Origin of the sequence: Streptomyces sp. NPDC046881 (assembly GCF_040645015.1) — a bacterium.
In the GTDB taxonomy this organism is placed as follows: Bacteria; Actinomycetota; Actinomycetes; order Streptomycetales; family Streptomycetaceae; genus Streptomyces.
Genome location: NZ_JBEYXJ010000081.1, coordinates 13808 through 40716, shown reverse-complemented (window position 1 = coordinate 40716; position 26909 = coordinate 13808). Strand labels below are relative to the sequence as shown.

Below are 26909 nucleotides of genomic sequence, written 5' to 3'. Positions count from 1 at the left end.
GGAACCGGTGAAGCCCTCCTCGCGCAGTGTCTCCGCCGCACGTAGCCCGGCCAGCGAGGCACCCACGATGACGATCCGTCCGCTCGCCCGGAACTCGCGCACCAACTCCGCGACCGTCGCCCTCAAGGTCATGACGTCGTGTTCCCCTCCGCGCCGTCCACACGGGCGATCACGATCGCCTGCACCGGGCACGCCGCGGCTGCTCGCTCGACCTGCAGGCGCCGCTCGTCATCGGGGTTCGGCTCATAGGTGAGCGCCTCCTGAGCGTTCAACCGGAAGACCTCGTGCGCCAGGTACACGCACTGGGCGTATCCCTGACACCGGTTCAGGTCCACGACGATTCGCATGGGCAGACTCCTTCGGGCAGGCGCGCTTCTCGGGGCAGGAGGGGCCCGGGACGTGCGGCCCCGTGATGGACCGCACGTCGACACGCTCAGTGGATTCCTCGATCAGTGGCCGCCACCACCGCCGTAGCCGCCATGGTCTCCACCGCCGTAGCCGCCGTGGTCTCCGCCGTAGCCGTCGTCATCGTCGTCGCCTCACCAGCCGTGACCGCTGCTGTAGGAGCACCGAACACTTGCGCGCGGCGTACAAGACCGCCGCGGCACAGCCACTTGGCGCCCTCTACGAACGGGGATCTGTACGCAGGTGCAGCCACGGAAGACACCAAGCACCAGCCGAGACAGCGTATTCCTCGCCCGGGATCACGGTCCTACTCAGACGCTCCGTCAGCAGAGACCGCCGATAAGCCGAACTGACAGGATTTCACCGTCGTGCGGGCCGGACACAACCTTCGAACTCCCAGGTGTGCGACTGCTCGTGGTCGTCGCTGACGTCCACCAGCATGGTCGTGGCAGTGGGCACCGGCGGGGGCGGCGGTTCGGCTTCGTGCGCTTCAAGGAGTCGGACCACGTGTCGCGGCAGCCGGCTTGGGCCATCACGCAGGATGCCGCCAACGGGCTCGGCCTGTTCCTCGTTCGGGCTGCTTGCGGGCATACCCGGCCGTATCAGCGCTTTCACTGCGTCGGCCACCCCAGTAAGAACCTGATGACTGGTACCGCTGACGGCTCGACCGTCACACAACACCCTGTTCCAGGGTAGCGATTCACGCCAAAGGGCGCGGTGACGCAGGTTGTGACCGTTCCGCTTCCGCTGGATCTCGCTCGCAACCCGGTAGGCCGACAGCAGCGTCGCGCCATGGCGAGCCGGGTCATCTACTCCGTGACCGCATAGAAGACCCGCCTGCTCCGCTTCTGCTTCGGCCTCGAGATCCGCACTGTCCCGTTCCCAGTGGTTGTACAGCAGGTAGACAGGCACGCATCGGACCTTCAGAGCGTGCTGGAGCAACAGCGCACACTGGTCGGCATTCGTACCCTTGACCACGTGCGCGAAGGGGTATCTTCCCTGCTTGCTCGCCTTTTTGGCCTGGATGCGTAGGCCAACTCCATGAGACCGGTTGTGGATCCACAGCTCCCAGTCCGCTCCGTTCTGCCGCTCCTGATCCTTGTTGAACTGAAAGATCTTGACGCGGTCGCCGAGGAACTGGCGCAGGTGGCGGATGTGCATGTCGGTGAGGCTCTCCTCACCGGGCGCGGGAGGGTAGTGGTGGTGGCCGTTGTACAACCAGTGGAAGGTGTCGCCAGCCATCCACAGCAGTACGTCACACAGCGACGGCTGCTGAACCGTTCTGGCGGCATTGGCCGATATGAGAGCGCGTCCGATCACGCCCATCAGCTAACCAGAGGCCACCGACAGACGGAGCCGAACAACCGCGCGGGCTCACGCCGTTAGGCACCGCTGCCGCATCTCGCACATCCGTTCGTGAAACGGAGCCGCCCGCTGAGCCAGTATCTGCAGTGGACGACGAACGCATCGCCGCCCAGACCGCGATCCGGGACCGGCTCAAGACCGCACTGCGCCGCGCAACCGGCGACCGGATCCGGCCGGTGGCCTGACCGCCCGCCTCACTGCAGAGATTCGGAAGAGCCGGCCCCTCTTCGCTCCGGTGGACACACGTGCCCGAACTGCTCCGCCGGGTCAAGTTCTCCCGGCTGCTCGAGGACCCGCCGCCGTACCGCGCCAACGCCGTACTGCGTGGCCCCCGCCACCTTCCCGTGGCGATCGAGGGACTGAGCCATGCGGCCGGTGCCGACCTGAAGGCGGCCCCGGACGAGGAGTCCGAGGCCGAACAGAGCGCCTGCCCGGGGAAGAAACCCCAGATCAGAGCGGTAACGCGCGGTGCCCCCGGCAGCATTCGAACCGGCGGCACCCGCTTGGGACGCTTTCCCTGGGTGGGGTCGTGGCCTGCGGAAACAGGGAAAGTGGTCGGTCAGGGCGCGTCCGCCAGAGCCTGCGCATCCGCCTCGGGCCCCTTCGACGCGGTGGACGCCGTCTGGTCCGGGCCGCCGCCACGGCTGAGGTGCACACCGATCGCTGACGTCGCCAGGCTCAGTACGGCGGCTGCGCCCCAGGCGATCCGGAAGTCGTGACGTGCGGTCTCAACGACGTGAGAGCCACCGACCACGGTAACCAGGACCGCGACGCCGACCGTGGCCGAGATCTGGCGGACAGAGTTGACCAGCGCCGACCCGGTCGCCGCACGGTGCCCCGGCAGGGCGTGCACACCGGCGGCCACCAGAGTGCCCAGGGCCAGACCGACGCCCGTACCGGTCAACAGCTGGCTGGGCAGCAGGTCACGCACATAGTCCGGCGTGACGGACGCGAAGCAGGCGCGCCAGACCATGCCGCCGGTGAACAGCAACCCGCCGACGGTGACCAGCGGACCGTGCCCGAAGCGCTGCGCGGCGCGGGCGGTCAGAAGGGTGACGACCGGCACGAGTGCGGGACCCGGGACCAGGGCGACACCGGTGCGCAGAGCGCTCCAGTGCCAGATTTCCTGGCACCACAGCACGTTCGAGAGCAGCATGATCGCGAAGGCGATGCCGAACACGAGGCTGCCCGCGTTCGCCGCTCCGAAGCGCGGCAGCCGCAGCAGGTCCAGCTCGAACAGCGGGCGGGGGTGCCGCAGGGACCTGGCGACGAACGCGGTGCCGCTGATCACGGCAACGGCCAGGAGCAGCACGGTCCTGCCGCTCGTCCAGCCCCAGTCCGGCGCCTGCACCAGCGCCCCGGACAGTGCCGCGATCGACGAGATGAGCAGCGGGGCGCCGAGGAGGTCGGGCAGCGGCCCGGCCTCCCGGGTGGCCGGCTTCGGCAGCACCGCTCGGCCGGCGAGGATCGCCGCGATACCGATGGGCACGTTGACGGCGAAGACCCATCTCCAGTCCACCTCGACCAGGAGGCCGCCGGCGACGGGCCCGGCGGCCGCGGCGAGTCCGCCAACCGCAGCCCAGCTCCGGGTAGCGTGGGTACGGCGCTCGGCCGGCACCGTCGCCAGCAGCAGGGCCAGGGATGTGGGGATCTGGGCGGCCGCCCCGGCGGCCTGCACCACCCGGGCCGCGACGAGGGTCCCCAGGTTCGGGGCCAGGGCACAGCCCAGCGACGCGAGGGTGAAGACGGCGATTCCGGTGAGGAACACCGGCCGCTGGCCCATGCGGTCACCCGCACGCCCGGCCACCACCAGCAGCGCGGCGAAGGTGATCGCGTAGGCGTTGAGGACCCAGGAGAGCGAACCGAGGCTCGCGCCCCTGCCGCCCTCGGAGAAGCTCGCTCCGATGGCCGGAAGTGCGACGTTGACGATCCACAGATCCAGGTTGGTCATGAAGACGGCCACCAGGACGACCGCGGTGGCCGTTCGAGGGCGGTTTGAAAGTCCAAGCATCGTGGGCATGGAGCAAGCCAAGCACGGGGTGGTTTGGAAATCAAACCCTGACGGGGTGATACTGGGGCCGTGACCAAGCGCATCGATCCTGAGGGCATGACCGGACGCCCCTGCTCGCTCGCAGCCGCCCTGCAGGTCATCGGCGACCGATGGGCTCTGCCGGCGATTCGCGAGGTGATGCTCGGCAACCACCGGTTCCGGCAGATCGCCAGGAACACCGGTGCCCCCACGGACCGTCTGGCGGCGCGCCTGAAGGCGCTGGTGGAGAGCGGTGTCCTCGAACGGCGCCCGCTGCCGGACGACGCACGCCACAGCGGCTACTACCTGACCGAGGCCGGACGCGACCTGGCGGGCATCACCCGCGAGCTCATCGGCTGGGGCGACCGCTGGGCCGTCACCACGCCGCCCGTTCGGCTCCTTCACCAGAACCACGAACTGGTCACCCGCACCGTCTGCGAGACCTGCGGCGAACAGGTCCACGCCGAGGACGTCCACCGGGAGGAGATGATCCCCGGCTGGGACCGCTCCGGTCCGGTGCAAGCCCCGTAGACCGTGCGGTGGTCGTCGATCGCGCACCGGAACGGGCGTGTGATCGCCCCGGAATGGCGCGCGAGGGAGCAGTGAGATCTAATGCCGTACTTGAAGGAGATGTGATGCAGGTAGCCGTGGTCACCTTCGACGGGTTCAACGAACTCGACAGTTTCATCGCATCCGCGCTGATCAACCGATGCCGTAAGGATGGCTTGGAAGCCTTCATCACGACGCCGACACCGGTGGTCACATCGATGAACGGTGTAGAGGTGACAGGGCAGCGCCCGATGGAGTTCGTGACCGACGCCGAGGTCGTGCTGATCGGTAGTGGCGTGAAGACACGAGACGTGGTCGCCGACGACCGGCTGATCTCCCGGCTGCCGCTCGACCCTTCGCGACAGCTCGTCGGTGCGCAATGCTCCGGTGCGCTGGTCCTCGCCCGGCTGGGGTTGCTGGACGGCATGCCGGCTTGCACCGACCTGAAGAGTCGGCCCTTTGTCGAAGCCTGCGACGTGACCGTGCTGGACGCGCCCTTCCACGCTGCGGGGAACATCGCCACGGCAGGGGGCTGCCTGGCGTCCCAGTACCTCGCCACCTGGGTGATCACCCGCATGCTCGGGGAGGACGCCGCGCGCGACGTGATCGACTACGTGGCTCCGGTCGGCGAAAACCAGGAGACCATCGAGCGCGCCATGCGCGCCGTCCACACGGGCGAGGTCGCACTGCGCTGACGCCCGGCGATCAGTCTCGGCACAATGAGATCCACCAGCTTCGGTGATCACGGGTCCACGGATTCCCCTGGCGTGAGGCACCTGTCCGTGGACTTGGGCGGGAGAGCGTTTCGCCTCTTTCCCCGTGCACCTGCTCATCGCCCCCGTGATCGGCGCCCTCGCCGCGGGCAACGCAATCGTCGCCAAGCCCAGCGAGCCGGCCCCAGCGACCTCCGCGCTGATGGCCCGGCTCATCCCGGCCTATCTCGACACGGGCTTTTGGTCAGCACAGAACCAGCACGGGAGTCAGCACGGCGGCCATCAGATCACCCCGAAATACGCCTTTCGGACAGCGCTCGTTTCGACCGCTTCGAGCGGCCCATCCGCGCTTCTTTAAGCTGGCATGGTGGCCGCACGCATAGCCGGCCCTCCAACTATGTTGCCCCACCACATGTGCGCCTGACCTGCGTGTTTCTACGGTGTGCCGAAACGTACCCGTCCCCACCGCACACGAGGAAGTGGCGCACATGGCCTCCGGAACCACCGCTCCCCCACCCCCCGCCAGCCTCCCCAGAATCGTCGCCGCCAGCCTCATCGGGACCACCATCGAGTGGTACGACTTCTTTCTCTACGGCTCGGCCGCCGCGCTGGTGTTCAACAAGTTGTTCTTTCCGGACTCCGACCCGCTCGTCGGGACACTGCTGTCGTTCCTGACGTACGCCGTGGGATTCGCGGCGCGGCCGTTGGGGGCGCTCGTGTTCGGGCACTACGGTGACCGGCTGGGGCGGAAGAAGCTGCTGGTGCTGAGCCTGGTGCTGATGGGCGGCGCCACGTTCGCCATCGGGCTGCTGCCCACGCACGCCACGGTCGGTACCGCCGCGCCCGTACTGCTCACCCTGCTGCGGCTGGTGCAGGGCTTCGCGCTCGGCGGTGAGTGGGGTGGTGCCGTCCTGCTGGTGTCGGAGCACGGTGACGCGCGGCGGCGCGGCTTCTGGGCCTCGTGGCCGCAGACCGGCGCGCCGGCCGGGCAGTTGCTCGCGACCGGTGTGCTGTCGCTGCTGACCGCCGTGCTGTCCGACGACGCCTTCGGGTCGTGGGGGTGGCGGATTCCGTTCCTGCTCTCCGGGGTGCTCGTCGTCGTCGGGCTGTGGATTCGGCTGTCGGTCGACGAGTCGCCCGTGTTCAAGGAGGCGTTGGAGCGGGCCGAGGCGCGCCGGGCCGACGCGGAGGAGAAGCTGCCGCTCGTCTCCGTGCTGCGGCACCACTGGCGGGACGTGCTCGTGGCGATGGGCGCCCGGATGGCGGAGAACATCAGCTACTACGTCATCACCGCCTTCATCCTCGTCTACGCCACCACCTCGGCCGGTGTCTCCAAGCAGACCGCCCTCAACGCCGTGCTCATCGGCTCCGCCGTGCACTTCGCCGTCATCCCGGCCTGGGGCGCGCTGTCCGACCGGGTCGGCCGGCGGCCCGTGTACCTGCTGGGTGCGGCCGGTGTCGGGCTGTGGATGTTCCCGTTCTTCGCACTGGTCGACAAGGGGTCGTTCGGGTACCTGGTCCTCGCCGTGACCGTCGGCCTGGTGCTGCACGGCGCGATGTACGCGCCGCAGGCCGCGTTCTTCGCCGAGATGTTCGCGACCCGGATGCGGTACTCGGGCGCGTCCATCGGCGCCCAGTTCGCCTCCGTGGCGGCCGGTGCGCCCGCCCCGCTCATCGCCACCGCGCTGCTCTCGGACTACGGCAGCTCCACCCCGATCGCGCTGTACGTGATCGCCGCCGCCGTGCTGACCCTGGTCGCCGTGGGTGTCGCGCGCGAGACGCGGTACCGGGATCTCGCCCGGGTCGAGGAGGACGGCGGCGAGTCCGCTGCCGCGGCTCCGGCCGAGGCACGGACCGTCTGACCGGCCGCCCCCGACGGCCTCCGTACCGACCGGCCCCGCGCGGGGCCGGTCAGTGCCGTCCCGGCGCGGACAACCGGTGCAGTCTCAGGGCGAGTTGGATCTCCAGGGCCCGGGCGGGGGTCTGCCAGTCGGCGCCGAGCAGGCGGCCCACGCGCTCCAGCCGCTGCGCCACCGTGTTCACATGCACGTGCAGCGCGTCCTTGGTGCGCGCCGGGCTCATCCCGCCCTCGAAGTACGCGTCCAGGGTGCGCAGCAGTTCCGTGCCGCGCCGCTCGTCGTAGGACACCACCGGGCCGATGGTCCGCACGACGAAGCCGGCGATGTCCCGTTCACCGGCGAGGAGCAGGCCGAGGAAGCCGAAGTCCTCGGCCGCCGCGCCGTCCCCGGCCCGGCCCAGCAGGTGCAGCGCGTCCAGGCAGCGGCGGCCCTCGGCGTAGGCGGCGGCCACGGTTTCGGGGTTCCCTGCGAGGTCCGTGACGGGTGCCGAGGCGCCGACCGTGACCGGCTGGTGGACGGCCGTACCCAGATGGCGGGCGGTGCGCCGGGCCGTCTCGGTGGCCGTGTCGCCGGCGCGGAGCGGCAGCAGCAGGACGGTGCCGCCGTCGCGGGCCGCGGCCAGTCCGTGCCGGGTGGCCGCGAGGTGGGAGGCGGCGGACCACAGCCGGCGGCGGGCCGCGGCCTCCTCGTCGGCGTCGGCCGCCGGGCCGTCGAGGCGGGCGGCGAGGACGACATGCGTGGCGTCCAGGTCCGCCTGGAGGCGGCTGGCGCGCTCGCGCAGCAGGCGCGGATCGCGGTCGCGCGCGTCGAGCAGGTCGTCCAGCAGCTCGCCGCGCACGCGCTGTTCGGCCTCGGCGGCGGAACGGCGGGCGAGCAGCAGCAGGGACGTGACCATCGCGGCGCGCTCCAGGGTGCGCTGGTCGACCGGGTCGAGGCCGGGATGGCCGCGCAGGACCAGGGCGCCGAGGAGTTCGCCACCGGCGGCCACCGCGGCGATCCAGTCGCTGCCGTGCCGTACGGCGTGTCCCTCGGCCCGGGACGCCTCCAGTGCACCGGCCGGTGCCGCCGCGGCCTCGGTGAACTCGACGGTGCCGTCGAGGACCTGGGAGACGGCGGCGGCCACGTCGTGGACCCCGCCGCCACGCAGGACGAGCTCGGCGAGCCGGTCGTGGACCTCGGAGGCGCGCTCGATGACGGCGCTGCGGTCCCGGATGATCTCGTTGGCGCGCTCCAGGCCGGCCAGCGCGGCCCGGGTCTCGGCGAGCAGGTTGGCGGTGTCGATGGCCGCCGCTGCGAGCGCGGCGAAGGAGCCGAGCAGGGCGATCTGCTCGCGTTCGAAGACCCGCGCGCGCCGGTCGGCCGCGAAGAGGACGCCGATCACGTTCGGGCCCAGCATCAGCGGGACGCCGAGGATGGCGACCAGGCCCTCGTCGCGGACGCCGGCGTCGATGGAGTGTGTGTGCTGGAAGCGGCCGTCCTGGAAGTAGTCGTCGGTGACGTACGGCCGCGCGGTCTGGGCGACGAGTCCGCCGAGCCCTTCCCCCATGCCGAGGCGCAGCTGCTGGAAGCGGGCGGAGACGGAGCCCTCCGTGACCCGCATGTAGGTGTCGCCGCGGGCGGGGTCGTTGAGGCTGAGGTAGGCGATGTCCGTGCCGAGCAGGGAGCGGGCGCGCTGCACGATCGCCTGCAGGACGGCGTCCAGGTCGCGCAGTCCGGCGAGGTCGTGGGCGGTCTCGAAGAGCGCCGACAGCTCCGCCTCCCGCCGCCGGCGGCCTTCGAGCTCCGCGCGGACGCGCAGGGCGAGCAGTCTGGCCTCTTCCAGCGCGGCGATCCGGCCGGCCGGCTCGCCCGCGGCTCGGGCGAGCAGCACGGGACGCTCGTAGGCCTCCACGGAGGCGTGGCGGGCCAGCAGGTCGAGGTACGGGGCCTCGGCGCTGCCGCTGGGTGGCGACTGCAGGTGATCGCGGGACATGGTCACAGGATTCCGTATCGGCCGGCCGGCCCGGCAGGCCTGTGGAAAACTCCCCGAGCCAGAGCCAGAGCCAGAGCCAGAGCCAGAGCCGGAGCCGGAGCCGCCCGGCCGGTCAGTGAGCCGTCCACCCGCCGTCCAGGACGAGCGAGGTGCCGGTGACGAAGGACGCCTGCGGGCTGCACAGGTAGGCCACGGCCTCGGCGACCTCCTCGGGTTCGATGAGCCGTCGTACGGCGCTGTCCTTCAGCAGGACCTCGGAGAGCACCTGTTCCTCGGGGATGCCGTGCGCCTGTGCCTGGTCGGCGATCTGCTTCTCGACCAGTGGGGTGCGCACATAGGCCGGGTTCACACAGTTCGAGGTCACACCGTGGGCGGCGCCTTCCAGTGCGGCCGTCTTTGACAGGCCTTCGAGGCCGTGTTTGGCGGCCACATAGGCGGACTTGAAGGCTGAGGCGCGCAGACCATGGACGGAGGACACGTTCACGATCCGGCCCCAGCCTTGCGCGTACATGTGCGGGAGGGCGCCGCGGATGAGGCGGAAGGGTGCCTCCAGCATCACGGTCAGCACCGTGTGGAACACCTCGGGCGGGAACTCCTCCAGGGGCCGCACCAGTTGCAGTCCGGCGTTGTTGACCAGCACATCGGTGCCGGCGGCGGCGCGTTCGGCGGCGTCCAGGTCGGTGAGGTCGACGACCAGCGGTAGGACGGTGCCCGCGAGGCCGTCGGTCCGCTCCGCCTGCTGGGCCAGCTCGGCCAGGCCGGCCGCGTCCCGGTCGACGGCGCGCACCTCGGCCCCGGCGGCGGCCAGCCGCAGCGCGCAGGCGCGGCCGATGCCGCTGGCGGCGCCGGTGACGAGCGCGGTGCGGCCGTCGAGGTCGAGCGCGAGGGCCTGGGGTCGGGCGTCGGGACCGGGCAGGGGGGTGGGCGAGGTCATGTGCCGACCCTAAGCGGAGCCCAATGGTCACCACATGTGGTGACCACCCATACTTCAGCTGGCAGCCATAGGGTCAAACCATGTGGGTGCATCCGACAGGGCTTGCTTGATCCGGAAGAGCCCGAACTCGTGCAGTTCGGGCAGCGCGTCCACCTCGAACCAGCCGACGTCCAGCGACTCGTCGTCGTTGACCCGGGCCTCGCCGCCCACGGCCCGGCAGCGGATGGTGATGTCCATGTACTGGCAGACGTCACCGTTGGGGTAGGTCACCGGATCCAGGGCCTGGACCAGAACGATCCGCTCGGCGACGCAGTGCACCGCCGTCTCCTCGAAGACCTCCCGCACGGCGCACGCCGCGGGCTGCTCGCCCGGATCCGGGATGCCGCCGATCACCGACCACTTGCGCGTGTCGGACCGGCGGCCGAGCAGCACCCTGCCCTCGTCGTCGAAGACGATCGCGGAGACCCCGGGGAGCCACAGCAACTGTCGGCCGGCGGTGGCCCTGAGCGTGCGGATGAATTCGGGAGTAGCCATGGGCCGACCCTAACGGGCCGTCGCACCACGTCCCGGCCGGTTCGGGGGTAGTACGACGGTCGTACGGCGGTCGCACGAAGGTCGTACGAAAGTGGTACGGCTATGCGTCACCGGCGCGCCGGGCGCGCAGTCCGGACCCGATCGCCCAGCCGATCCCGCCCGCGGCGACCAGCACCAGGGCGATCTCCGGGAGGAGGCCCAGCTCGGTGGCGGGCGTGGTGGACGTGCGCAGCGGCACCTTCTGGACGAGATAGGCGGGCACGAACATGCCGGTCCGCTGGGTGATCCGGCCGTCCGGCATGATGACCGCGCTGACGCCGCTGGTCACCGGCACGGTCACGGTACGGCTGTGCTCGACCGCGCGGATCCGGGACATGGCGAGCTGCTGGTACGTCATCTCGCTGCGGTCGAAGGTGGCGTTGTTGCTCGGCACGGAGATCATCTCCGCCCCGTGCGTCACCGTGTCCCGCACGGCCCAGTCGAAGGCGGCCTCGTAGCAGGTGGCCAGGCCGACCTTGGCGCCGTCGATGTCGAACACGCCCGGCTCGGTGCCCCGGTCGAAGTCCTGGTGGGCCATGTCGGTCCAGCTCTTGTTGATGGCTCCGACGAGCGAACGGAGCGGGAGGAACTCGCCGAAGGGCTGGATCTGCCGCTTGTCGTAGGTCTGCGTCGGCCCTTTGGCCGGGTCCCACAGGATCTGCTCGTTGAGCAGCTTGCCGTCCCTCTCCACCACCGCGCCGACGGAGACGGGCGCACCGATGTCCTTGGCCGCCTGCTCGATGACGAGGGAGGCGTCGGCGTACTCGAACGGGTCGATGTCGGAGGAGTTCTCCGGCCACAGGACGTAGTCCGGCTTGGGGACCTTGCCCGCCCTGACGTCGGCGGCGAGCTTGTGCGTCTCGCGCGCGTGGTAGTCGAGCACGGCCCGCCGCTGGGCGTTGAACTCCAGTCCGGAGCGCGGCACGTTGCCCTGGATGAGCGCCACGGTGGCGGTGCCGTCCTCCGCCTTGTCGCTGACCAGCGCGCGGGCCCCGAGGGCGCCGCCCAGCGGTACGGCCACGCTCAGCAGCGCGGCGGTCGCGGCGGCCGGCCGCACGGTGTGCGTCCGGCGCCGCTCGGCGATCAGCCGCCCGGCCTCGTACAGGCCGAAGCCGCAGAGGACGACCGCGAAGCCGAGCACCGGGGTGCCGCCCACCGCGGCGAGCGGCAGGAAGACGCCGTCCGCCTGACCGAACGCGATCTTGCCCCAGGGGAAGCCCCGGAAGGGCACGCGCGCGCGTACCGCTTCGCCCGCGATCCACAGGGCTGCGGCCCACACCGGCCACGCGGGCAGCCGGGAGACGGCGGCGACGCCGACGCCGGCCAGCGCGACGAAGACCGCCTCGATGGCGACCAGGGCCAGCCAGGGCCCCGGGCCGACCTCCACGCCGGTCCACACCAGCAGCGGCAGCAGGAAGCCCAGCCCGAAGAGGTAGCCGAGGCCGAGCGCCGCCTTCCAGCTCCGGCCGCGCAGCACCCAGGCGAAGCCTGCGAAGGCGGGCAGGGCCAGCCACCACAGGGTGCGCGGCGGGAAGCTGACGTAGAGCAGCACTCCGCTCAGTGCGGAGGCGGCGGCCGGGACCAGGCGCAGGATCCGGCCGCGGCGCGCGCCGGTGGCGGGGCGCGGCTCGAGCTGGTCCGGCTGGTCCACGGAAGTTGCGGTGACGGTCACCCGGGTGAGTGTACGGCGGTCGGCAGCACCGCCGACAGCACGGCCGGGCACCTGACACCGGCGGTTGTCGCTGGTGGGACGCGTGGAAGACGGCCGAGCGCCCCGGCCGGGGGGATCGCCGGTATGGGGCGGAATCACAGCGTTTCCCCGCGCCTCATCCCCAAACCGCCCATGAGCCGTTACGGTGTGGCCAGCTTCGGCGGCGCGGCCGGAACCGGTACGCCGCCGTGGCCTGCCACAGGTCGGGGGACCGGGTACGAGGGGCGACGGGTGGGGTCGACGGGGACGGGATCCGTGACCGGTGCGTACGGTGCGGACCTCTACAGCACGCGAAGAAACGTTTCCGACGGGACGGGCATGCTCCTGTTGGGGGCCTGCGCCGGGTGGTCGCTGATCACCGCGGCGGCCCACGACGGACGGCCCGAGGGCATGCTGCTCGCGGTGCTCGCCGTGGCCGCCGGCTACGCCGCGGGCCGGGTCTCCGGTGCGCTGCTGCCGGTGGCCGCGCCCTGCGCCGGCGCGGTGGCGGGGCTCGCCCTGACCGTGGCACGGCCCGGGCTCTCCCCCGGTCCCTGGTACACCGCCCCGCTCGGGCACGCCGGCGCCACGGCCGCGCTGCTGGCACTGGCCACCGGGGCCGCGTGCTGTGCCGCCTGGGCGACGCCCGTACCGGCCCTCCGGCACGGGCTGCGGGCGCTGGCCTGCGCCGTCGTGGCCGCCGGGGCCGTCCTGGGATCGACGGCCGGGTGCGCGGCCAGCGCAGCCGTCCTGCTGTGCTCGCTCGCCGCGGGCGCGGCGCGCGGCCGGGGCGCGTGGCTCGCCGGACCGGCCCTGGCGGCGGGCCTGGCCGCGACCGTGATCTGGGCACTCGCCGCGGACGCACTGCCCGGCGGCCTCACCGGGGCGCTCGACGACCGGTTCGCCGCGCGCCGGGCAGGGCTGTGGCGGGACGCCCTGGGGCTGGCCGGCCGGCACAGCGGCCTGGGGGTCGGCCCCGGCCGGTTCGGCGAGCTGAGCACGGCGGCGCCACGGACCCTGATGTCCGACGGCAGACCGCACTCGGCCCCGCTGCAGCAGGCCGCCGAGCAGGGGCTGGTCGGGGTGTTCCTGCTGGTAGCCGTGTTCTGCTGGGTCCTGTACGCGCTGTGGCGCACCCCCCGCTCCACACCGGTGGCGCTCACGGCGGGCGCGGCCCTGACCGCTGTGGCCGCCCTCGCCTCGGTGAGCAACGCCCTGAGCTTCACGGCGGTGACGGCGGGCGCGGCGCTGCTGGCCGGCTGGGCCACGGCCCGGCCCTGGGCGGGCGTCGGCACGGCACCGGGGCGCTGAGCGGGAACCCGGACGGGCCTGATCAGCCGGCCGTGCCCGGGGGGATCGTCCGCAGGCGGTCCCTGATGATCCTGACCGCCGACTCCGCGTTGTCCACGGTGATGGTGAACGTGTGGCCGTCCCACAGGCGCAGCACGATGCCCTCGCCACGGCGTACGACGACGGCGGTGCCCTTCTCGGGGCGCCAGCGGTAGCCCCAGCCGCCCCACTGGCGGGGGGTGACCAGGGCGGTGAAGTCGGCGCCGGCCACGTGGGAGAGCGGGATGCGGCGGCGCGGCAGCCCGACGTGCCCGCACCGCACCTCGACGCACTCCCTGTCGAGTCTGAGGTCGACGTGCACGAAGGCGAGCGTGCCGAAGAGGACCAGCAAACCGGCCGCGATGCAGCCCACGACGGACATCACCAGCGGGGCGGTGCCGGAGGTCCAGGCCGAGTCGACGGCCAGTTCGATACCGAGTGCCATACAGGCGGCACCGACCAGGGCCAGCAGCCACTGGACCCGGTTGGTGGCGCGTCCCGTCCAGACGTCCGGGGGCGGAGTGTCGTCGGCGTCGGGGTGGTCCCTCATGTTTACGAGGTTACTCAGGTTTCGCTGCGCGGGGGGCCGCTCGCGGTGGGTGACTGCTCCGTGCGGCCCAGACCGGGGCCGGGCCGCCCCGGACGGGCGCCGGAGCGGTGCGGGTCAGCTGCGGTCGGCGAGCGGGCCGGTGGCCGGCAGCAGCCGTCCCTCGGCGTAGTGCAGCGCGGGCGCGGGCAGCGGGCCCGGCCGGCCGCTCAGCAGGACCGTCAGCGTACCCTCGGCGGGGGCCTCGGGGGCGGGGAGTTCGCCGAGCCGGCGCAGGGCCTGGGCGGCCACCGCTCCGGCGGAGCCGTGCAGCACGAGCGGGGCCGTGCCGGGGCGCTGGACGGCGGCGCGGATACGTTCCGCCACCAGCTCGTAATGGGTGCAGCCCAGGACGACGGTCGTTACATCCTCGGGCGTGAGTGCGGCCGCCGCGGCGACGGCCGCGTCGATGGCCGCCTCGTCCGCCTGCTCGACCGCCTCGGCCAGCCCCCAGCACGGCACCTCGGCCACCCGCACGCCGTCGGCGAACTCCTCGATCAGGCCGCGCTGGTAGGCGCTGCCCGTGGTGGCGGGGGTCGCCCAGATGGCGACGGGTCCGCCGCCGGCCGCGGCCGGCTTGATCGCCGGGACCGTGCCGATGACCGGGATGCCGGGTTCCAGGCGGGCGCGCAGCGCGGGCAGGGAGTGCACGGTGGCCGTGTTGCAGCCGATGATCAACGCGTCGGGCTCGTGCGCCGCGGCGGCCTCGGCGACGTCCAGCGCACGCCGGGTGACGTCCTCGGAGGTACGCGGCCCCCAGGGCATGCCGTCCGGGTCCAGGGAGAGCACGAGATCCGCGTCGGGCCGCAGGCGCCGCACCGCGGCGGTGGCCGCCAGCAGGCCGATTCCGGAGTCCATGAGCGCGATCTTCACCCGGCCACGATAGACGATGCCGCCTTGGAAGCCGGACGGGTGGGGCAGACTGCGGCCGTGAGCGCCTTCCTGTGGATCACCGTCGTGTCCCTGGCCGCCTGGTGCTGGCTGCTGCTCTGCCAGGGCTTCTTCTGGCGCACCGACGTCCGGCTGCCACCGCGCCGGGAGCCTGACGAGTGGCCCGCGGTCTGCGTGGTCGTACCGGCCCGCGACGAGGCCGCCGTGCTGCCCGCCAGTCTGCCGTCGCTGCTGGCGCAGGACTATCCGGGGCGGGCGGAGGTCTTCCTGGTGGACGACGGGAGCACGGACGGCACCGGGGAGCTGGCCCGGGAGCTGTCCCGGCGGCACGGCGGGCTGCCGCTCACGGTGGGCTCGCCCGGTGAGCCGCCGGCGGGCTGGACGGGCAAGCTGTGGGCGGTGCGGTACGGCGTCGAGGCGGCACGCGCGCGTGATCCCGAATACCTGCTGCTGACGGACGCGGACATCGCGCACGCGCCGGACAGCCTGCGCGAGCTGGTGGCGGCGGCCCGCACCGGGGGCTTCGACGTCGTCTCGCAGATGGCGCGGCTGCGGGTGGCGAGCCTGTGGGAACGGCTGGTGGTCCCGGCTTTCGTGTACTTCTTCGCGCAGCTGTACCCCTTCCGCCGGATCGGCCGCCAGGGGGCGCGCACGGCCGCGGCGGCGGGTGGCTGCGTCCTGCTGCGCGCGGACACGGCCGAAAAGGCACGCATCCCGGAGGCGATCCGGCACGCCGTCATCGACGACGTGGCGCTCGCGCGCGCGGTGAAGGACACCGGCGGTCACGTCTGGCTGGGGCTGGCCGACCGGGTGGACAGCGTGCGCCCCTATCCGCGGCTGCGCGACCTGTGGCGGATGGTCTCGCGCAGCGCCTACGCCCAGCTGCGGCACCACCCGCTGCTGCTCGTCGGTACGGTCGCCGGGCTCGCGCTGGTCTACCTGGTGCCGCCGGCCGCCGTGGCCGTGGGCGCGGCCGGCGGCGGTACGGCGGCCGCGCTCGTCGGGGCGGCGGCGTGGGCGGTGATGGCCGGCACCTACCTGCCGATGCTGCGCTACTACCGGCAGCCGGTGTGGCTCGCGCCGCTCCTGCCGTTCACCGCGTTCCTGTACCTGCTGATGACGGTCGACTCCGCCGTGCAGCACTACCGCGGGCGCGGGGCCGCCTGGAAGGGCCGCACCTACGCCCGCCCGGGCGCCGTGCCCGACGAGGGCTGAGCCCGGCTCACTTGCGGCCGGGCGTCCAGTTCATGCCCCAGCCGTAGGCGCGGTCTATGGTGCGCTGCGGGCTCGATCCGCGTTCCGGCACCAGGTAGCGCGCCTCGCGCTGGACGAGGAGGTCGCCGCCGGTATTGGTGATCAGCGCGAGCGCGCACACCGGGGAGGCGACGGTGCACTCGTCCAGCGAGAACTCGATGGGCGCGCCGTGCTGGGGCTGGAGGGTGACGGTGGCGTGCAGGTCGGCGAAGGAGCGGGCGCCCTCGTAGATGGTGACGAAGACCAGGATGCGCTGGAAGTCGTGCCGGTGGTCGAGGTTGATGGTGAGGTTCTCGCCGCTCGCCACGGCGCCGGTGCGGTCGTCGCCGTCGAGATGGATGTACGGCGGCCGGTGCAGCGAACCGAAGGAGTTGCCGAGGGCCTGGACGACTCCCTTGCGGCCGTCGGTGAGTTCGTACAGTGCGCACAGGTCGAGGTCGACCTCGCCCTGGCCGCCCCACCGGCTGCCCCAGCCCGGGAACTGTTTGCGCATCTGCCAGTTGAGGTTCACCCGCATGGCACCGGAGGTGCCGCCCTGCTTGGCCAGCGAGACGGACGGGGCCGCCTTGGTGAGGGTGACCTTGGACAGGCGGACCGGCTGGGGCGCGGGGGCGGGCGCGGGCGGCGGTGGCGGGGTCGCGGCCGCGCGGGCCGGTGCGGCCGGAGCGGCGGCGGGGCGGGGCGGCGGGGTGGCCCGGGCCGGTGCCGTGGGCGGTGCGGTGTGCTGCGGCTCGTCCACGGTGATGCCGAAGTCCGTTGCCAGGCCCTCCAGTCCGCTGCTGTAGCCCTGGCCGACGGCGCGGAACTTCCAGCCTCCCTGGCGGCGGTAGAACTCGCCGAGCACGAAGGCCGTCTCCACGGTCGCGCCGGGGCTGTCGAAGCGGGCGACGACCTGACGGCCGGCCGCGTCGGTCACCTCGATGTAGAGGTCCGGGACCTGCCCGAACGTCCCGCCGTCCGCGGAGGCGGCCAGCACGATCCGGTCGATGCCGCCCTCCACGCGCGTGAGGTCGGCCAGCAGGGTGTCGGTGACGCGTCCGCCGGCCGCCCGCTTGCCCTCGTGGCGCACCGCGCCGGAGGAGTGGGCGGGCTGGTTGTAGAAGACGAAGTCCCCGTCGGAGCGGACCTTTCCGGCCGCGAGCAGCAGAGCCGAGGCGTCGGCGTCCGGCACCCCGGGGCCGGAGCGCCAGCCCAGTTCGACGCGCAGCGCCGTGGTCGGCACCGGCGTGTTCGATCCTTTCGGCATTGACATGTCCGCCCCCATCACCTGTCGGCTTCCGGTTTTCGCCCTTCGGGCCGTGTCGTCTCCGCCCGCGCGTCCCGGTACCTGCCATCCCTACCCGCCCAACCTATTCCCGGGGACCGCGGGCGGCCACGAACGGCACAGCAAGATCGACGGCCAACCGCCGGTAACCCCGAAGGAACTCGGCTTTTACACGATCCAAACGTTGATCTGCGTCCCTTTTTGCCGAGTTCGCTCGGATTGGGGATACCAGACCACTGGCGACACGGAAAACAACCCTCTTATCGGTCTCCCCAACCAGCACATCGTGGGCTTAACTTATGTGCCATGACCTCCCCCCGCTCCACTTATGGCGGCGGCTACTACTCCGCCTCCTTCCCGGACACCCCGATCTACGACTCGCTCGTCGCCGAGCGTGGCACCCCGCAGATCGCCCCGATCCGGGTCCCCGCCGCCTACGACACGGGCAGCAGCCTGCCCGCCCTGCCGTCGGCCCTCCCCGCCCTCCCGGCGGCTCCGTCGCAACAGCAGCCTCCCGCCTACGGCTACCCGCAGCAGCAGCCCGCGCCGCTGCAGCACGCGCCCACGGCGTACATCCCGCAGCAGGCGAGCGCCCCGCGCGGCTATCCCGGCCAGCAGGCCCCGCAGCAGCAGCGGCCGATGGCGCCGGGCAACGGGTACGAGGCCATGCGCCCGGCCGCTCCGCGCCCGGCGCCGACGCCCTACCAGGACCCGTACAACAACCAGCAGTACCGCGGCTACTGACGGCGCGCCCCGGCTGTCGGTGCCGCCTGGCACGATGGACGGCATGGGAAACGCCGAAGTGGAGTCGCTCCACATCCATCCGGTCAAGGCGTTCCGGGGCATCTCGCCCCGGGAGGCCGTGGTGGAGCCCTGGGGCCTGGCCGGAGACCGACGCTGGACGCTGATCGACCACGGGGGAAAGGTCGTCACGCAGCGGGAGCAGCCGCGCCTCGCACTGGCCGCCGCCCAGCCACTGGCCGGCGGCGGCATTCGTCTGTCCGCGCCCGGCGCGGACCCGTTGACGGTCGAGGTGCCGGAACCGACGGCGACCGTGCCGATGAGCGTGTTCGGCACGAAGGTGGAGGGGGTCCCGGCCGACGCGGCCGCACACGCCTGGTGCAGCGCCTGGCTGGGGAGCGAGGTCCGTCTGGTCCACATGGACGATCCGGCCACCCGCCGTCCCGTCGACCCTGCGTACGCACGGCCCGGCGAGACGGTGAGCTTCGCCGACGGCTACCCCCTGCTGGTCACCGCGTCGGCCTCGCTCGAGGCCCTGAACTCCCGGATCGCCGAGGGCCCCAACGCCCACGAGGGACCGCTGCCGATGAACCGCTTCCGGCCCAACGTCGTCGTGGCCGGCACCGAGCCCTGGGCCGAGGACGGCTGGACGCGCATCGCCATCGGTGAGGTGGTCTTCCGGGCCCCGAAGCCCAGCGGACGGTGCGTCGTGACCACCACCGACCAGACCACCGGCGTACGGGGCAGGGAACCGCTGCTCACGCTGGCACGCCACCGCCGGATCGGCGGGAAGCTGCTGTTCGGCCAGAACCTGGTACCCCTCTCCCCCGGCACGATCCGGGTCGGCGACCCGGTGCGGGTGCTGGAGTAGCCGCCAGCGCGCGGGCGGCGGGCCCGGAGCGCTCCGGTGGTGATCCGCCGGACCGGGAACCCGGCAGCACCCCCCGGTCGTTGGATGTCTGAGAGATTCATGAGACGCCGCGTGCTCCGGGTCCGCGGCTGACGTGACGTCGCCCTCTCCCGTCCGGTCCGGGAGTCGGGCGCCGACGCCGGGGGTTGTGACGGACCGGAAGGGGGTGGGGACATGCGAGCACTCACCGGGCTGTGGCGCTGGCGGCACAATCCGCTGCGCCGTACGACCGATCTGGCCGAGGCGTGGGTGGCCCTCGTGGCGCTGCTGCTGGTCGCGGTGGGCGCACCCGTGGCCGGCTGTCTGGTCGGTGCCGCCGCCCAGGACTCGCTCCAGCGGTCCGCGCGGCAGCAGCAGCACGCGCGCCACCTGGTCACGGCCACCGTGGTCCGCGACCTGGGCCAGGCCATGCCGGAGACCGACCCCGACACCACATCCGCACGCGGGGCCCACAGCCGCGTCCTCGCGAGCTGGACCGGGCCGGACGGCACCGCGCGGCACGGCGCGGTCCTCGCGGACCTCAAGTCACCGCACCGCGGGGACCGCTTCGGCCTCTGGACCGACCCGCACGGCCGAATAACGACCCGCCCGTTGGACTCCGCCACGGCGACGACGCACGCGGTGCTCGCCGGGCTCGGCACGGCCCTGCTGACGGCGGGCCTGGTCGAGGTCGGCCACCGCCTGACCGTGTGGCGCCTGGTCCGCCGGCGGTACGCGCGCTGGGACCAGGCATGGGACCGGGCGGGCCCGGACTGGGGCAAGGCGGGCACCGGCAGCTGACGGCCTTGCAGCTCTGGTCAACCGGGCGTGCACGCACACGCTACGGTGGACCGGCCGAAGCGCTTTCGGCGACGAACCGCGGGTGCGTGAACCCCGGGGCGCGCAGGTGACCGGGGGCGCGAACGCGCTCACGCCCCTGGGGCCGAGCACGGTCGCCGCCCGGGCACCGGCGGCAGCGAGCCATCAGTACGACGAGGTGGGGGCACGGCAACGCCATGGCACAGGGCACGGTCCAGGTGACGCACACCGGTACTTCGCGGTGGCGGCGCCGCACGGGTGAGTACGCTTCGCTCGCCGCCGCCCTGGAGGCCGCCGCCGACGGCGACGTCCTCACGATCGCCCCCGGCACCTACCGGGAGAACCTCGTCGTCGAGCGGACCGTGACGCTCCGTGGGCCCGAGGGCTCCCCCGGCTCGGTGCGGCTCGCGCCCCTGGACGGGGTGCCGCTCACCGTGCGGGCCTCGGCCGTCGTGCAGGACGTGCACGTGGAGGGCCAGGACGCGGCGGCGCCCGCGGTACTGATCGAGGACGGCACACCCGAACTGAGGGATCTGCGGATCGTCACCCGGTCCGCCGCCGGCATCGAGGTGCGCGGCGGCGCCCGCCCGACCGTGCGCCGGTGCACCGTCGACAACCCGGCCGGCATCGGTGTCGCCGTGCTCGACGGCGGGAGCGGGGTGTTCGAGGAGTGCGAGGTCGTCGCGGCCGGGCAGGCGGGCGTGGCGGTGCACGGCGGTGCCCACCCGCGGCTGGAGCGCTGCCGGGTGCACCACGCCTCCGGCACCGGGCTGACCGTCACCGGCGAGAACTCCGCACTGGAGGCGGTGGGGTGCGAGGTGTACGAGGTGCGCGGCTCCGGGGTGCAGGTCACCCAGCGGGCCACCGCGCACCTGACCGACTGCGACGTGCACCGCACCACCGCCGACGGCATCACCCTGGACACCGACGCGGTGCTCACCCTCGCCGACTGCCGCATCCACGACATCCCGGAGAACGCGGTCGACCTGCGCTCCCGCTCGGTGCTCACGCTGACCCGGACGACGGTCCGTCGGTTCGGGCGCAACGGCCTGTCGGTGTGGGACCCGGGGACCCGGGTGGACGCCAACCAGTGCGAGATCTTCGACAGCACCGGTGACTACCCGGCGGTGTGGGTGAGCGACGGGGCCACCGCCGTACTCGACTCCTGCCGGGTGCACGACGTGCCGGACGCGCTGTTCGTGCTGGACCGCGGTTCCCGCGCGGACGTGGTGGACAGCGACCTGTCGCAGGTGCGCAACACGGCCGTGTCGGTGAGCGACGGGGCGACCGCGCAGCTGGACGACTGCCGGATCAGGGAGGCGGCCACCGGTGCCTGGTTCCGCGACCACGGCAGCGGCGGCACGCTCGACAACTGCACGCTGGACGGCACCCAGACCGGCGTGATCGTCACCAAGGGCGCCGACCCGACCATCGAGCGCTGCACGGTCGACTCCCCCGCCGAGGCCGGTTTCTACGTCTCGGCGGGCGGCCGGGGCAGCTTCCTGAACTGCCGGGTGACCGGCAGCGGCGGGTACGGCTTCCATGTGATCGACGGCTGCCGTACGACGCTGCGCAAGTGCCGCACGGAGCGGTGTGCGCGCGGCGGGTACGAGTTCGCCGACGGCGGCCCGGACGCGGGGGCCGGCACCGGGCCGGTCGTGGAGGACTGCACCAGCGACGAGAGCGGCGGTCTGCGGGCGCCCGCGGCCCGCGAGGCGGCCGTGCAGACGGTGCCGCAGTCCGCCGGCCTGCTGGGCGCGCTCCCCGGGCAGCGGGCGGCGGAACAGCAGCCGCCGGTCGCCGCCGTGGCGCAGGACAAGCCGCAGCGCACGCCGAAGGACGTGCTCGGCGAACTCGACGCGCTGGTGGGCCTGGAGAGCGTCAAGCGCGAGGTGCGGGCGCTCACCGACATGATCGAGGTGGGCCGGCGCCGGCAGCAGGCGGGGCTGAAGGCGGCCTCCGTCAAGCGGCACCTGGTCTTCACCGGCTCCCCCGGCACCGGCAAGACGACGGTCGCCCGGCTCTACGGCGAGATCCTCGCCTCGCTGGACGTGCTGGAGAAGGGCCACCTGGTGGAGGTGTCCCGGGTCGACCTGGTCGGCGAGCACATCGGGTCCACGGCGATCCGCACCCAGGAGGCCTTCGAACGGGCCCGCGGCGGCGTGCTGTTCATCGACGAGGCGTACGCGCTCTCCCCGGAGGACGCCGGACGGGACTTCGGCAAGGAGGCCATCGACACGCTGGTGAAGCTGATGGAGGACCACCGGGACGCGGTTGTGGTGATCGTCGCCGGGTACACCGCGGAGATGGAGCGCTTCCTGTCCGTCAACCCGGGCGTGGCCTCCCGCTTCTCCCGCACCATCACCTTCGGCGACTACGGCCCCGAGGAGTTGCTGCGGATCGTGGAGCAGCAGGCCGACGAGCACGAGTACCGGCTGGCGCCGGGGGCGTCCGAGGCGCTGCTGAAGTACTTCACGGAGCTCCCGAAGGGCCCGGCGTTCGGCAACGGCCGGACCGCCCGGCAGACGTTCGAGGCGATGGTGGAGCGCCACGCGGGCCGGGTCGCCCAGCTGGCCGACCCGACCACCGACGACCTGACCCTGCTGTACGCGGAGGACCTCCCGGAGCTGCCCTGAACGGTCCACGGTCTCAGCCCCGGTCTCCCGGGTCCGGGCGCTGGCCGGGCAGCCGCGGGCGCAGGCGGGTCAGGAGGCGGGCCCGTTCCCGGGTGAAGACGGGGTCCGACTGGTAGTCGGAGTGGCCGAGGATCGGGGCCGGGAGCGGGTGGTCGGGGCTGCGGCCGTAGGCGAGCGGGTCCCGCAGCGGCTCGTGGTCCACCGCGGGGACGGTGTCGTCGGGGACCCGGGCCGGGACGCGGACGGGGCCTCCGATGGGGTCGGTGCGGCGGTAGAGGTTGCGCCAGCAGGCGATGTCGTGGTGCAGGGCGGCGAGCGCGGGCGGGCCGAAGTGGGCCGGGAACCAGCGGCCGTACAGGCGCTCCAGCGGGGAGCCGTAGGTGAGCAGGGCGACCCGGGCGCGTACGGGCGGCGGCAGCTGCCAGGCCGCCGCGGCGGCGAGGACGCTGCCCTGGGAGTGGCCGGACAGGACCAGCCGGCCGCCGGTGCGCCGGGTCCAGGTGGCCATGCGCCAGGTCAGGTCCGGAACGGCGCGTTCGGCGTAGCAGGGCGGGGCGAAGGGGTGGGCGGCGCGGGGCCAGAAGGTGCCGACGTCCCAGAGGATGCCGATGGTGCGCCGTGCCGAGGCGTCCTTGTAGGCGCGCCGGCCCCAGGTCACGAACAGCAGGAAGCCGAGGCCGACCAGCCAGGAGCCCAGCGCCTGCGAGGTCTCGGCCGCGGCCTGGACGAGGTGGTGGGCGTGGCGGGCCGCCCCGTCGGGCGTCTCCCTGGTGGTCAGGGCTCCGGTCAGCGCCGCGCTGCCCAGGACGAGGGTGGTGGCGGTGAGCACGGCGACGACGAGGGGCGCCCGGTCGGTCAGGGTGGCCATGGCCCGGGCGTGGGCGATGGCGCGGGTGCGGGGCTGGTCCTCAGGTTCGCCCGGGTGCTCGCGGCGGATCCGGCCGCGTTCGGCGCGGGCGAGCCGGGCGGTGCGCGTCGCGAGCGCGGCGGTCAGGAGGAGCAGGACCGCGAGGAGCGGCGGGATGGCGGACGCCTGCCAGGTCAGCAGGACCGGCGGCCCGGTGAGCAGGGCGCGGGTGCCGTCGAGCCAGTCGGCGACCCGTTGCGCGACCCCGCCGGAGATCACTCCGCCGAGCGCGCAGGCGAGCAGCGCGACGGCGGGGCCGCCGAGGCCGCGCATTCCGGCGCGGGGGTCGGGGCGGCGCCGGTGCAGGTACCCGGCCACGGCGGCGAGGGCGAGGACGAGCACTCCCTGGGCCAGCATGAGAGCGCCGAAGGCCGGGTCGCCGGGGAGCCGGCCCGCGGACTGCCAGCCGGGCCGGGACCAGCCGGCGTAGACCAGGCCGAGCGCCAGCAGGGCCGACGCGGCGAGCGGCAGACCCCGTACGAGGTGCCGGTCGAGCCGCTGGTCCAGTCGGCGCTCGCTGCGGCCCCGGCGGCACACCACGCCCACGACCGCGGCCCCGCAGGCGAGCAGGGCCACGGCCAGCAGCCGGCCGAGCAGGTCCAGCACGCCGGACCCGCCGCCCCGGTGATCGAAACGCACCGCCGGCGTGACGACGGCACCGGCCACGGTGAGCAGCCCCGCCGCGGTGTGCGCCGCCCGCAACCGTGCGACCAACCGCCGCCCGTACCAGAACCCGGGCCGAGCGAGCGCACTGCCGTGCGGGGTTTGGTCATCGGCGTCCTGCTCGGGGCTGTGAGCGCCAGGCACGGGGCTGGGGGCCTCCCGCTCGGGGTCGGGGGCGTGGGGCAGGGGGGCGGGGGCACTGCGCTCGGGGCCGTGAGTGCCGGCCACCGGCCCGTGGGCGCCTGACACCGGGGTGTCGGTGTCCGGGCCGAGGCCATGGGCGCCCGCCATGTCGCCCTGAGTCTCCCGCTCGGGATCGGGGGCGTCGGTCTTGGCGGCCGGCTCGTGGCCGTGAGCGCCCGCCACCGGCCCGTGGGCACCCGGCACGGGAATGTCGCTGTCCAGGTCGAGACCGTGGGCGCCCGGCACGGCGATGTCGGCGTCGGGGTCGAGGCCGCCCGGCACGGGGCCATGCGTCTCCCGCTCGCGACCGCCCGTGTCCGGCAGGGCTCCGTCGGCTCCCGGCAGGGGTTCAGCACCCAGCGCAGGACCCTGAGTCTCCCGCTCAAACCCGCCGGCGTCCGGTAGGACTCCGTCGGCTCCCGGCAGGGGTTCAGCGCCCGGCACGGGCCCCTGAGTCTCCCGCTCAAGACCGCCGGCGTCCGGTAAGGCTCCGTCCGCTCCCGGCAGGGGTTCGGCGGACAGTGGCTGGTGGGATTCGTAGGCGCGCCAGGTGCGGTGTGAGAGGTACCAGAGCAGGGCCGTCAGGGCGGTCGGCAGGACCGCGGCGAGGGCGAGCCGGCGGCCCGGGGCGCTCCACCAGCCGCCGGATCCGGCCGGCGCCGCGGGGCCCGCGGGCTCCAGGAAGCCCAGCCAGGAGTGGCGGCGGGCGCAGGCGTGGGTGCCGGCGCACTGCCAGGCGACCAGGTCGAGAGCCACCTCGCAGGCCGCGGCCACCAGCAGCACGGTCAGGGTGAGGGCGGCCAGGCGCACCAGGAGGCCGTAGAGCCGGACCATGCGGGGCCGGGCGGGCGCGGCGGGCCGCATCCAGTGGGCCAGGTTGACCACCATGAACGGCAGCAGCAACAGCCACAGGGCGCGGCTTCCGTCCCCGGACGTGAGGTTGCACCAGACGTACGCCTCGCGGACCGGTCCGCCACGGGGGTGCCGCCCGGCCGGCCCGGGCTCGGTGTCCTCGGCGCGCCGGAAGACGGCGGCCGTGTCGTCGCCGGTGACCCGCACCGTGCGCGGATCGCCGAGCATCTTCTGCGGCGTGGTGCCGCCGACCCCGTGCACCAGCAGTTCCAGCTCGTTCTCCGGCTCCGCTGGCCGCTCCGCGCGCTCCCGGCGGCCGTCCGGACACGGCCGGGCACACCCTTGGCACCGCCCGGCCAGCCGGTTCGCGTGCTCTCCGGAACCCTCCGAGTACGCCCCGGCATGCGCCTCGCACCGCCCGGCCGACCGCTCCCCACACGCCCCGGAACCCTCTGGACACGTCCCGGCCCGGCGCTCTGCGGGGCGTCCGGCCGGCAGGCCCCCGGGCCCCCCGGAATCCGTCGGCCCGGTGTCGCTCTCGCACCGCCCAGCCGGCCGGTCCGCGTGCTCGCCGGAGCCGTCCGGGCACGCCCCGGCATGATCCTCGTGCTCGCCGGCCCGCTGGTCCGCGCGCTGCCCGGCGGCGCCGTCCCGTGTGCGTTTCACTGGTCGCGCACTCCCCCGTGACGCCCTGACGTCTGTGTCGTGCGGGCTTCAGGATCCCGCCTCCGGCGGGCGTGTACAGCTCTCGTCACGGAATCTCCCCGAACCGGGTCACGGCGGACGCTCCGGGAGGCGGTGGCGCAACCGTGGCCGACCCGTGAAAAGATGGGACGCCCGTGCACTGCCGGACGGCTGGAACGTCCTGGTCGGAGCCGGTGCACCGGGCGTGTCGGACGGATGGCGGCGAAAGGACCGGAGCGTACGTGAGTGAGAATCAGAACCTCCTCGCGGAGCAGCGCCGCGCCTTGATCCTGGACGAGGTCCGGCGCCGGGGCGGGGTACGGGTCAACGAGCTGACCCGCAAGCTCGGCGTCTCGGACATGACCGTGCGCCGCGATCTGGACGCGCTCGCCCGCCAGGGCGTGCTGGAGAAGGTGCACGGCGGTGCGGTGCCCGTCGTCGAGGCGAGCACGCACGAGCCGGGGTTCGAGGCGAAGTCGGGTCTGGAGCTGACCGCCAAGGAGGACATCGCGCGCGCCGCGGCCCGCCTGGTCGGCCCGGGTGCGGCGATCGCCCTGTCCGGCGGTACGACGACGTACGCGCTCGCCCAGCACCTGCTGGAGGTGCCCGAGCTGACCGTGGTGACGAACTCGGTGCGGGTCGCGGACGTCTTCCACGCGGCGCAGCGCACCTCGGGGCAGCGGCAGGGTTCGGCCACGGTGGTGCTGACCGGCGGGGTCCGCACCCCCTCGGACTCGCTGGTGGGGCCGGTGGCCGACCAGGCGATCGCCTCGCTCCACTTCGATCTGCTCTTCCTCGGGGTGCACGGCATATCGGTGGAGGCCGGCCTGTCCACGCCGAACCTCGCGGAGGCGGAGACCAACCGGCGGCTGGTGCAGTCCGCGCGCCGGGTCGTGGTGGTCGCCGACCACACCAAGTGGGGTGTGGTGGGGCTGAGTTCGTTCGCCGCGCTGGAGCAGGTCGACTCGCTGGTGACCGACGCGGGCCTGCCCGCCGAGGCGCGGTCGGAGATGTCGGAGCACCTGCGCGTGGTGGTGGCGGGCGAGCCCGAGGACGAGGACGCCGCAGACATCTGAGGACCCCTCAGCTAAGGTGACGGGGCCCGGTCAATCACCCTGCCGT

21 protein-coding genes and 1 pseudogene are annotated in these 26909 nt (G+C 73.3%); 11 read left to right on the top strand and 11 right to left on the bottom strand.

From position 1 onward, the window contains the following. Positions 1-128 precede the first annotated feature (128 nt). The 3 genes from ABZ923_RS29905 to ABZ923_RS29895 form a co-directional block, all read right to left on the bottom strand. On the bottom strand, positions 129-347 hold the full coding sequence (locus ABZ923_RS29905) for a ferredoxin (RefSeq protein WP_361477571.1): 219 nt from the start codon (positions 345-347) through the stop codon (positions 129-131). 418 nt (positions 348-765) lie between these two features. Continuing rightward, positions 766-1731 carry a DUF6615 family protein gene (locus tag ABZ923_RS29900; RefSeq protein ID WP_361477568.1) on the bottom strand — a complete coding sequence of 322 codons (966 nt, stop codon included), beginning with the start codon at positions 1729-1731 and terminating at the stop codon, positions 766-768. A gap of 598 nt (positions 1732-2329) precedes the next feature. Beyond that, on the bottom strand, positions 2330-3781 hold the full coding sequence (locus ABZ923_RS29895; RefSeq protein ID WP_361477565.1) for an MFS transporter: 1452 nt from the start codon (positions 3779-3781) through the stop codon (positions 2330-2332). A gap of 69 nt (positions 3782-3850) precedes the next feature. On the opposite strand from ABZ923_RS29895, the gene ABZ923_RS29890 reads away from it, so the two are divergent. The 4 genes and pseudogenes from ABZ923_RS29890 to ABZ923_RS29875 all read left to right on the top strand — a co-directional run bounded on the left by ABZ923_RS29890 (position 3851) and on the right by ABZ923_RS29875 (position 6923). Continuing rightward, a complete protein-coding gene (locus ABZ923_RS29890) occupies positions 3851-4330 on the top strand; it encodes a helix-turn-helix domain-containing protein (RefSeq protein ID WP_361477562.1) in 480 nt (159 codons plus the stop codon). Positions 4331-4434: 104 nt separating this feature from the next. Further along, entirely contained in the window at positions 4435-5043 is a 609-nt protein-coding gene (locus ABZ923_RS29885; RefSeq protein WP_361477559.1) for an AraC family transcriptional regulator, read from the top strand. Between the two features lie 115 nt (positions 5044-5158). Continuing rightward, a pseudogene (locus ABZ923_RS29880) lies at positions 5159-5296 on the top strand (aldehyde dehydrogenase family protein); the annotation flags it as partial. Positions 5297-5549: 253 nt separating this feature from the next. Then, the gene (locus ABZ923_RS29875; protein ID WP_361477556.1) at positions 5550-6923 is read left to right on the top strand and encodes an MFS transporter; all 1374 of its coding nucleotides are present in this window, start codon (positions 5550-5552) and stop codon (positions 6921-6923) included. A 49-nt stretch (positions 6924-6972) separates the two neighbouring features. Here ABZ923_RS29875 and ABZ923_RS29870 read toward each other — a convergent pair whose 3' ends face one another. The 4 genes from ABZ923_RS29870 to lnt all read right to left on the bottom strand — a co-directional run bounded on the left by ABZ923_RS29870 (position 6973) and on the right by lnt (position 12071). Next, a complete protein-coding gene (locus ABZ923_RS29870; RefSeq protein WP_361477553.1) occupies positions 6973-8892 on the bottom strand; it encodes a GAF domain-containing protein in 1920 nt (639 codons plus the stop codon). Positions 8893-9004: 112 nt separating this feature from the next. Next, the gene (locus ABZ923_RS29865) at positions 9005-9826 is read right to left on the bottom strand and encodes a 3-hydroxybutyrate dehydrogenase (protein WP_361477550.1); all 822 of its coding nucleotides are present in this window, start codon (positions 9824-9826) and stop codon (positions 9005-9007) included. 54 nt (positions 9827-9880) lie between these two features. After that, on the bottom strand, positions 9881-10360 hold the full coding sequence (locus tag ABZ923_RS29860; RefSeq protein ID WP_361477547.1) for an NUDIX domain-containing protein: 480 nt from the start codon (positions 10358-10360) through the stop codon (positions 9881-9883). Between the two features lie 100 nt (positions 10361-10460). Next, positions 10461-12071, bottom strand: coding sequence for an apolipoprotein N-acyltransferase (gene lnt, locus ABZ923_RS29855; RefSeq protein ID WP_361477544.1), 1611 nt, complete (start codon positions 12069-12071; stop codon positions 10461-10463). Between the two features lie 357 nt (positions 12072-12428). Here lnt and ABZ923_RS29850 point away from each other — a divergent pair, with 357 nt between their 5' ends. Then, the gene (locus ABZ923_RS29850; RefSeq protein WP_361477541.1) at positions 12429-13400 is read left to right on the top strand and encodes an O-antigen ligase family protein; all 972 of its coding nucleotides are present in this window, start codon (positions 12429-12431) and stop codon (positions 13398-13400) included. A gap of 22 nt (positions 13401-13422) precedes the next feature. Here the strand turns inward: ABZ923_RS29850 and ABZ923_RS29845 are convergent, their stop codons facing one another. Next, positions 13423-13968, bottom strand: coding sequence for a hypothetical protein (locus ABZ923_RS29845; protein WP_361477538.1), 546 nt, complete (start codon positions 13966-13968; stop codon positions 13423-13425). 114 nt (positions 13969-14082) lie between these two features. Continuing rightward, positions 14083-14877 (bottom strand): aspartate/glutamate racemase family protein, encoded by a 795-nt coding sequence (locus ABZ923_RS29840; protein WP_361477535.1) that lies wholly within the window; start codon positions 14875-14877, stop codon positions 14083-14085. A 39-nt stretch (positions 14878-14916) separates the two neighbouring features. On the opposite strand from ABZ923_RS29840, the gene ABZ923_RS29835 reads away from it, so the two are divergent. Continuing rightward, the gene (locus ABZ923_RS29835; RefSeq protein WP_361477580.1) at positions 14917-16110 is read left to right on the top strand and encodes a glycosyltransferase; all 1194 of its coding nucleotides are present in this window, start codon (positions 14917-14919) and stop codon (positions 16108-16110) included. Positions 16111-16117: 7 nt separating this feature from the next. On the opposite strand, the gene ABZ923_RS29830 is transcribed toward ABZ923_RS29835, so the two are convergent. Continuing rightward, positions 16118-17395: a TerD family protein gene (locus ABZ923_RS29830; protein ID WP_361477532.1), complete on the bottom strand. Its 1278-nt coding sequence runs from the start codon at positions 17393-17395 to the stop codon at positions 16118-16120. Positions 17396-17719: 324 nt separating this feature from the next. Here ABZ923_RS29830 and ABZ923_RS29825 point away from each other — a divergent pair, with 324 nt between their 5' ends. The 4 genes from ABZ923_RS29825 to ABZ923_RS29810 all read left to right on the top strand — a co-directional run bounded on the left by ABZ923_RS29825 (position 17720) and on the right by ABZ923_RS29810 (position 22498). After that, positions 17720-18157 carry a DUF6643 family protein gene (locus tag ABZ923_RS29825; RefSeq protein WP_361477530.1) on the top strand — a complete coding sequence of 146 codons (438 nt, stop codon included), beginning with the start codon at positions 17720-17722 and terminating at the stop codon, positions 18155-18157. A 43-nt stretch (positions 18158-18200) separates the two neighbouring features. Further along, positions 18201-19025, top strand: a complete 825-nt coding sequence (locus ABZ923_RS29820; protein WP_361477527.1) for an MOSC N-terminal beta barrel domain-containing protein — start codon at positions 18201-18203, stop codon at positions 19023-19025. Between the two features lie 213 nt (positions 19026-19238). Beyond that, the gene (locus ABZ923_RS29815; protein WP_361477524.1) at positions 19239-19844 is read left to right on the top strand and encodes a hypothetical protein; all 606 of its coding nucleotides are present in this window, start codon (positions 19239-19241) and stop codon (positions 19842-19844) included. A 215-nt stretch (positions 19845-20059) separates the two neighbouring features. Beyond that, positions 20060-22498 carry a right-handed parallel beta-helix repeat-containing protein gene (locus tag ABZ923_RS29810; RefSeq protein WP_361477521.1) on the top strand — a complete coding sequence of 813 codons (2439 nt, stop codon included), beginning with the start codon at positions 20060-20062 and terminating at the stop codon, positions 22496-22498. Positions 22499-22511: 13 nt separating this feature from the next. Here the strand turns inward: ABZ923_RS29810 and ABZ923_RS29805 are convergent, their stop codons facing one another. Further along, the gene (locus tag ABZ923_RS29805; protein WP_361477577.1) at positions 22512-25331 is read right to left on the bottom strand and encodes a hypothetical protein; all 2820 of its coding nucleotides are present in this window, start codon (positions 25329-25331) and stop codon (positions 22512-22514) included. A gap of 698 nt (positions 25332-26029) precedes the next feature. Between ABZ923_RS29805 and ABZ923_RS29800 the strand changes: the two genes are divergently transcribed. Further along, the gene (locus ABZ923_RS29800) at positions 26030-26863 is read left to right on the top strand and encodes a DeoR/GlpR family DNA-binding transcription regulator (protein WP_361477519.1); all 834 of its coding nucleotides are present in this window, start codon (positions 26030-26032) and stop codon (positions 26861-26863) included. The last annotated feature ends 46 nt before the right edge of the window (positions 26864-26909 follow it).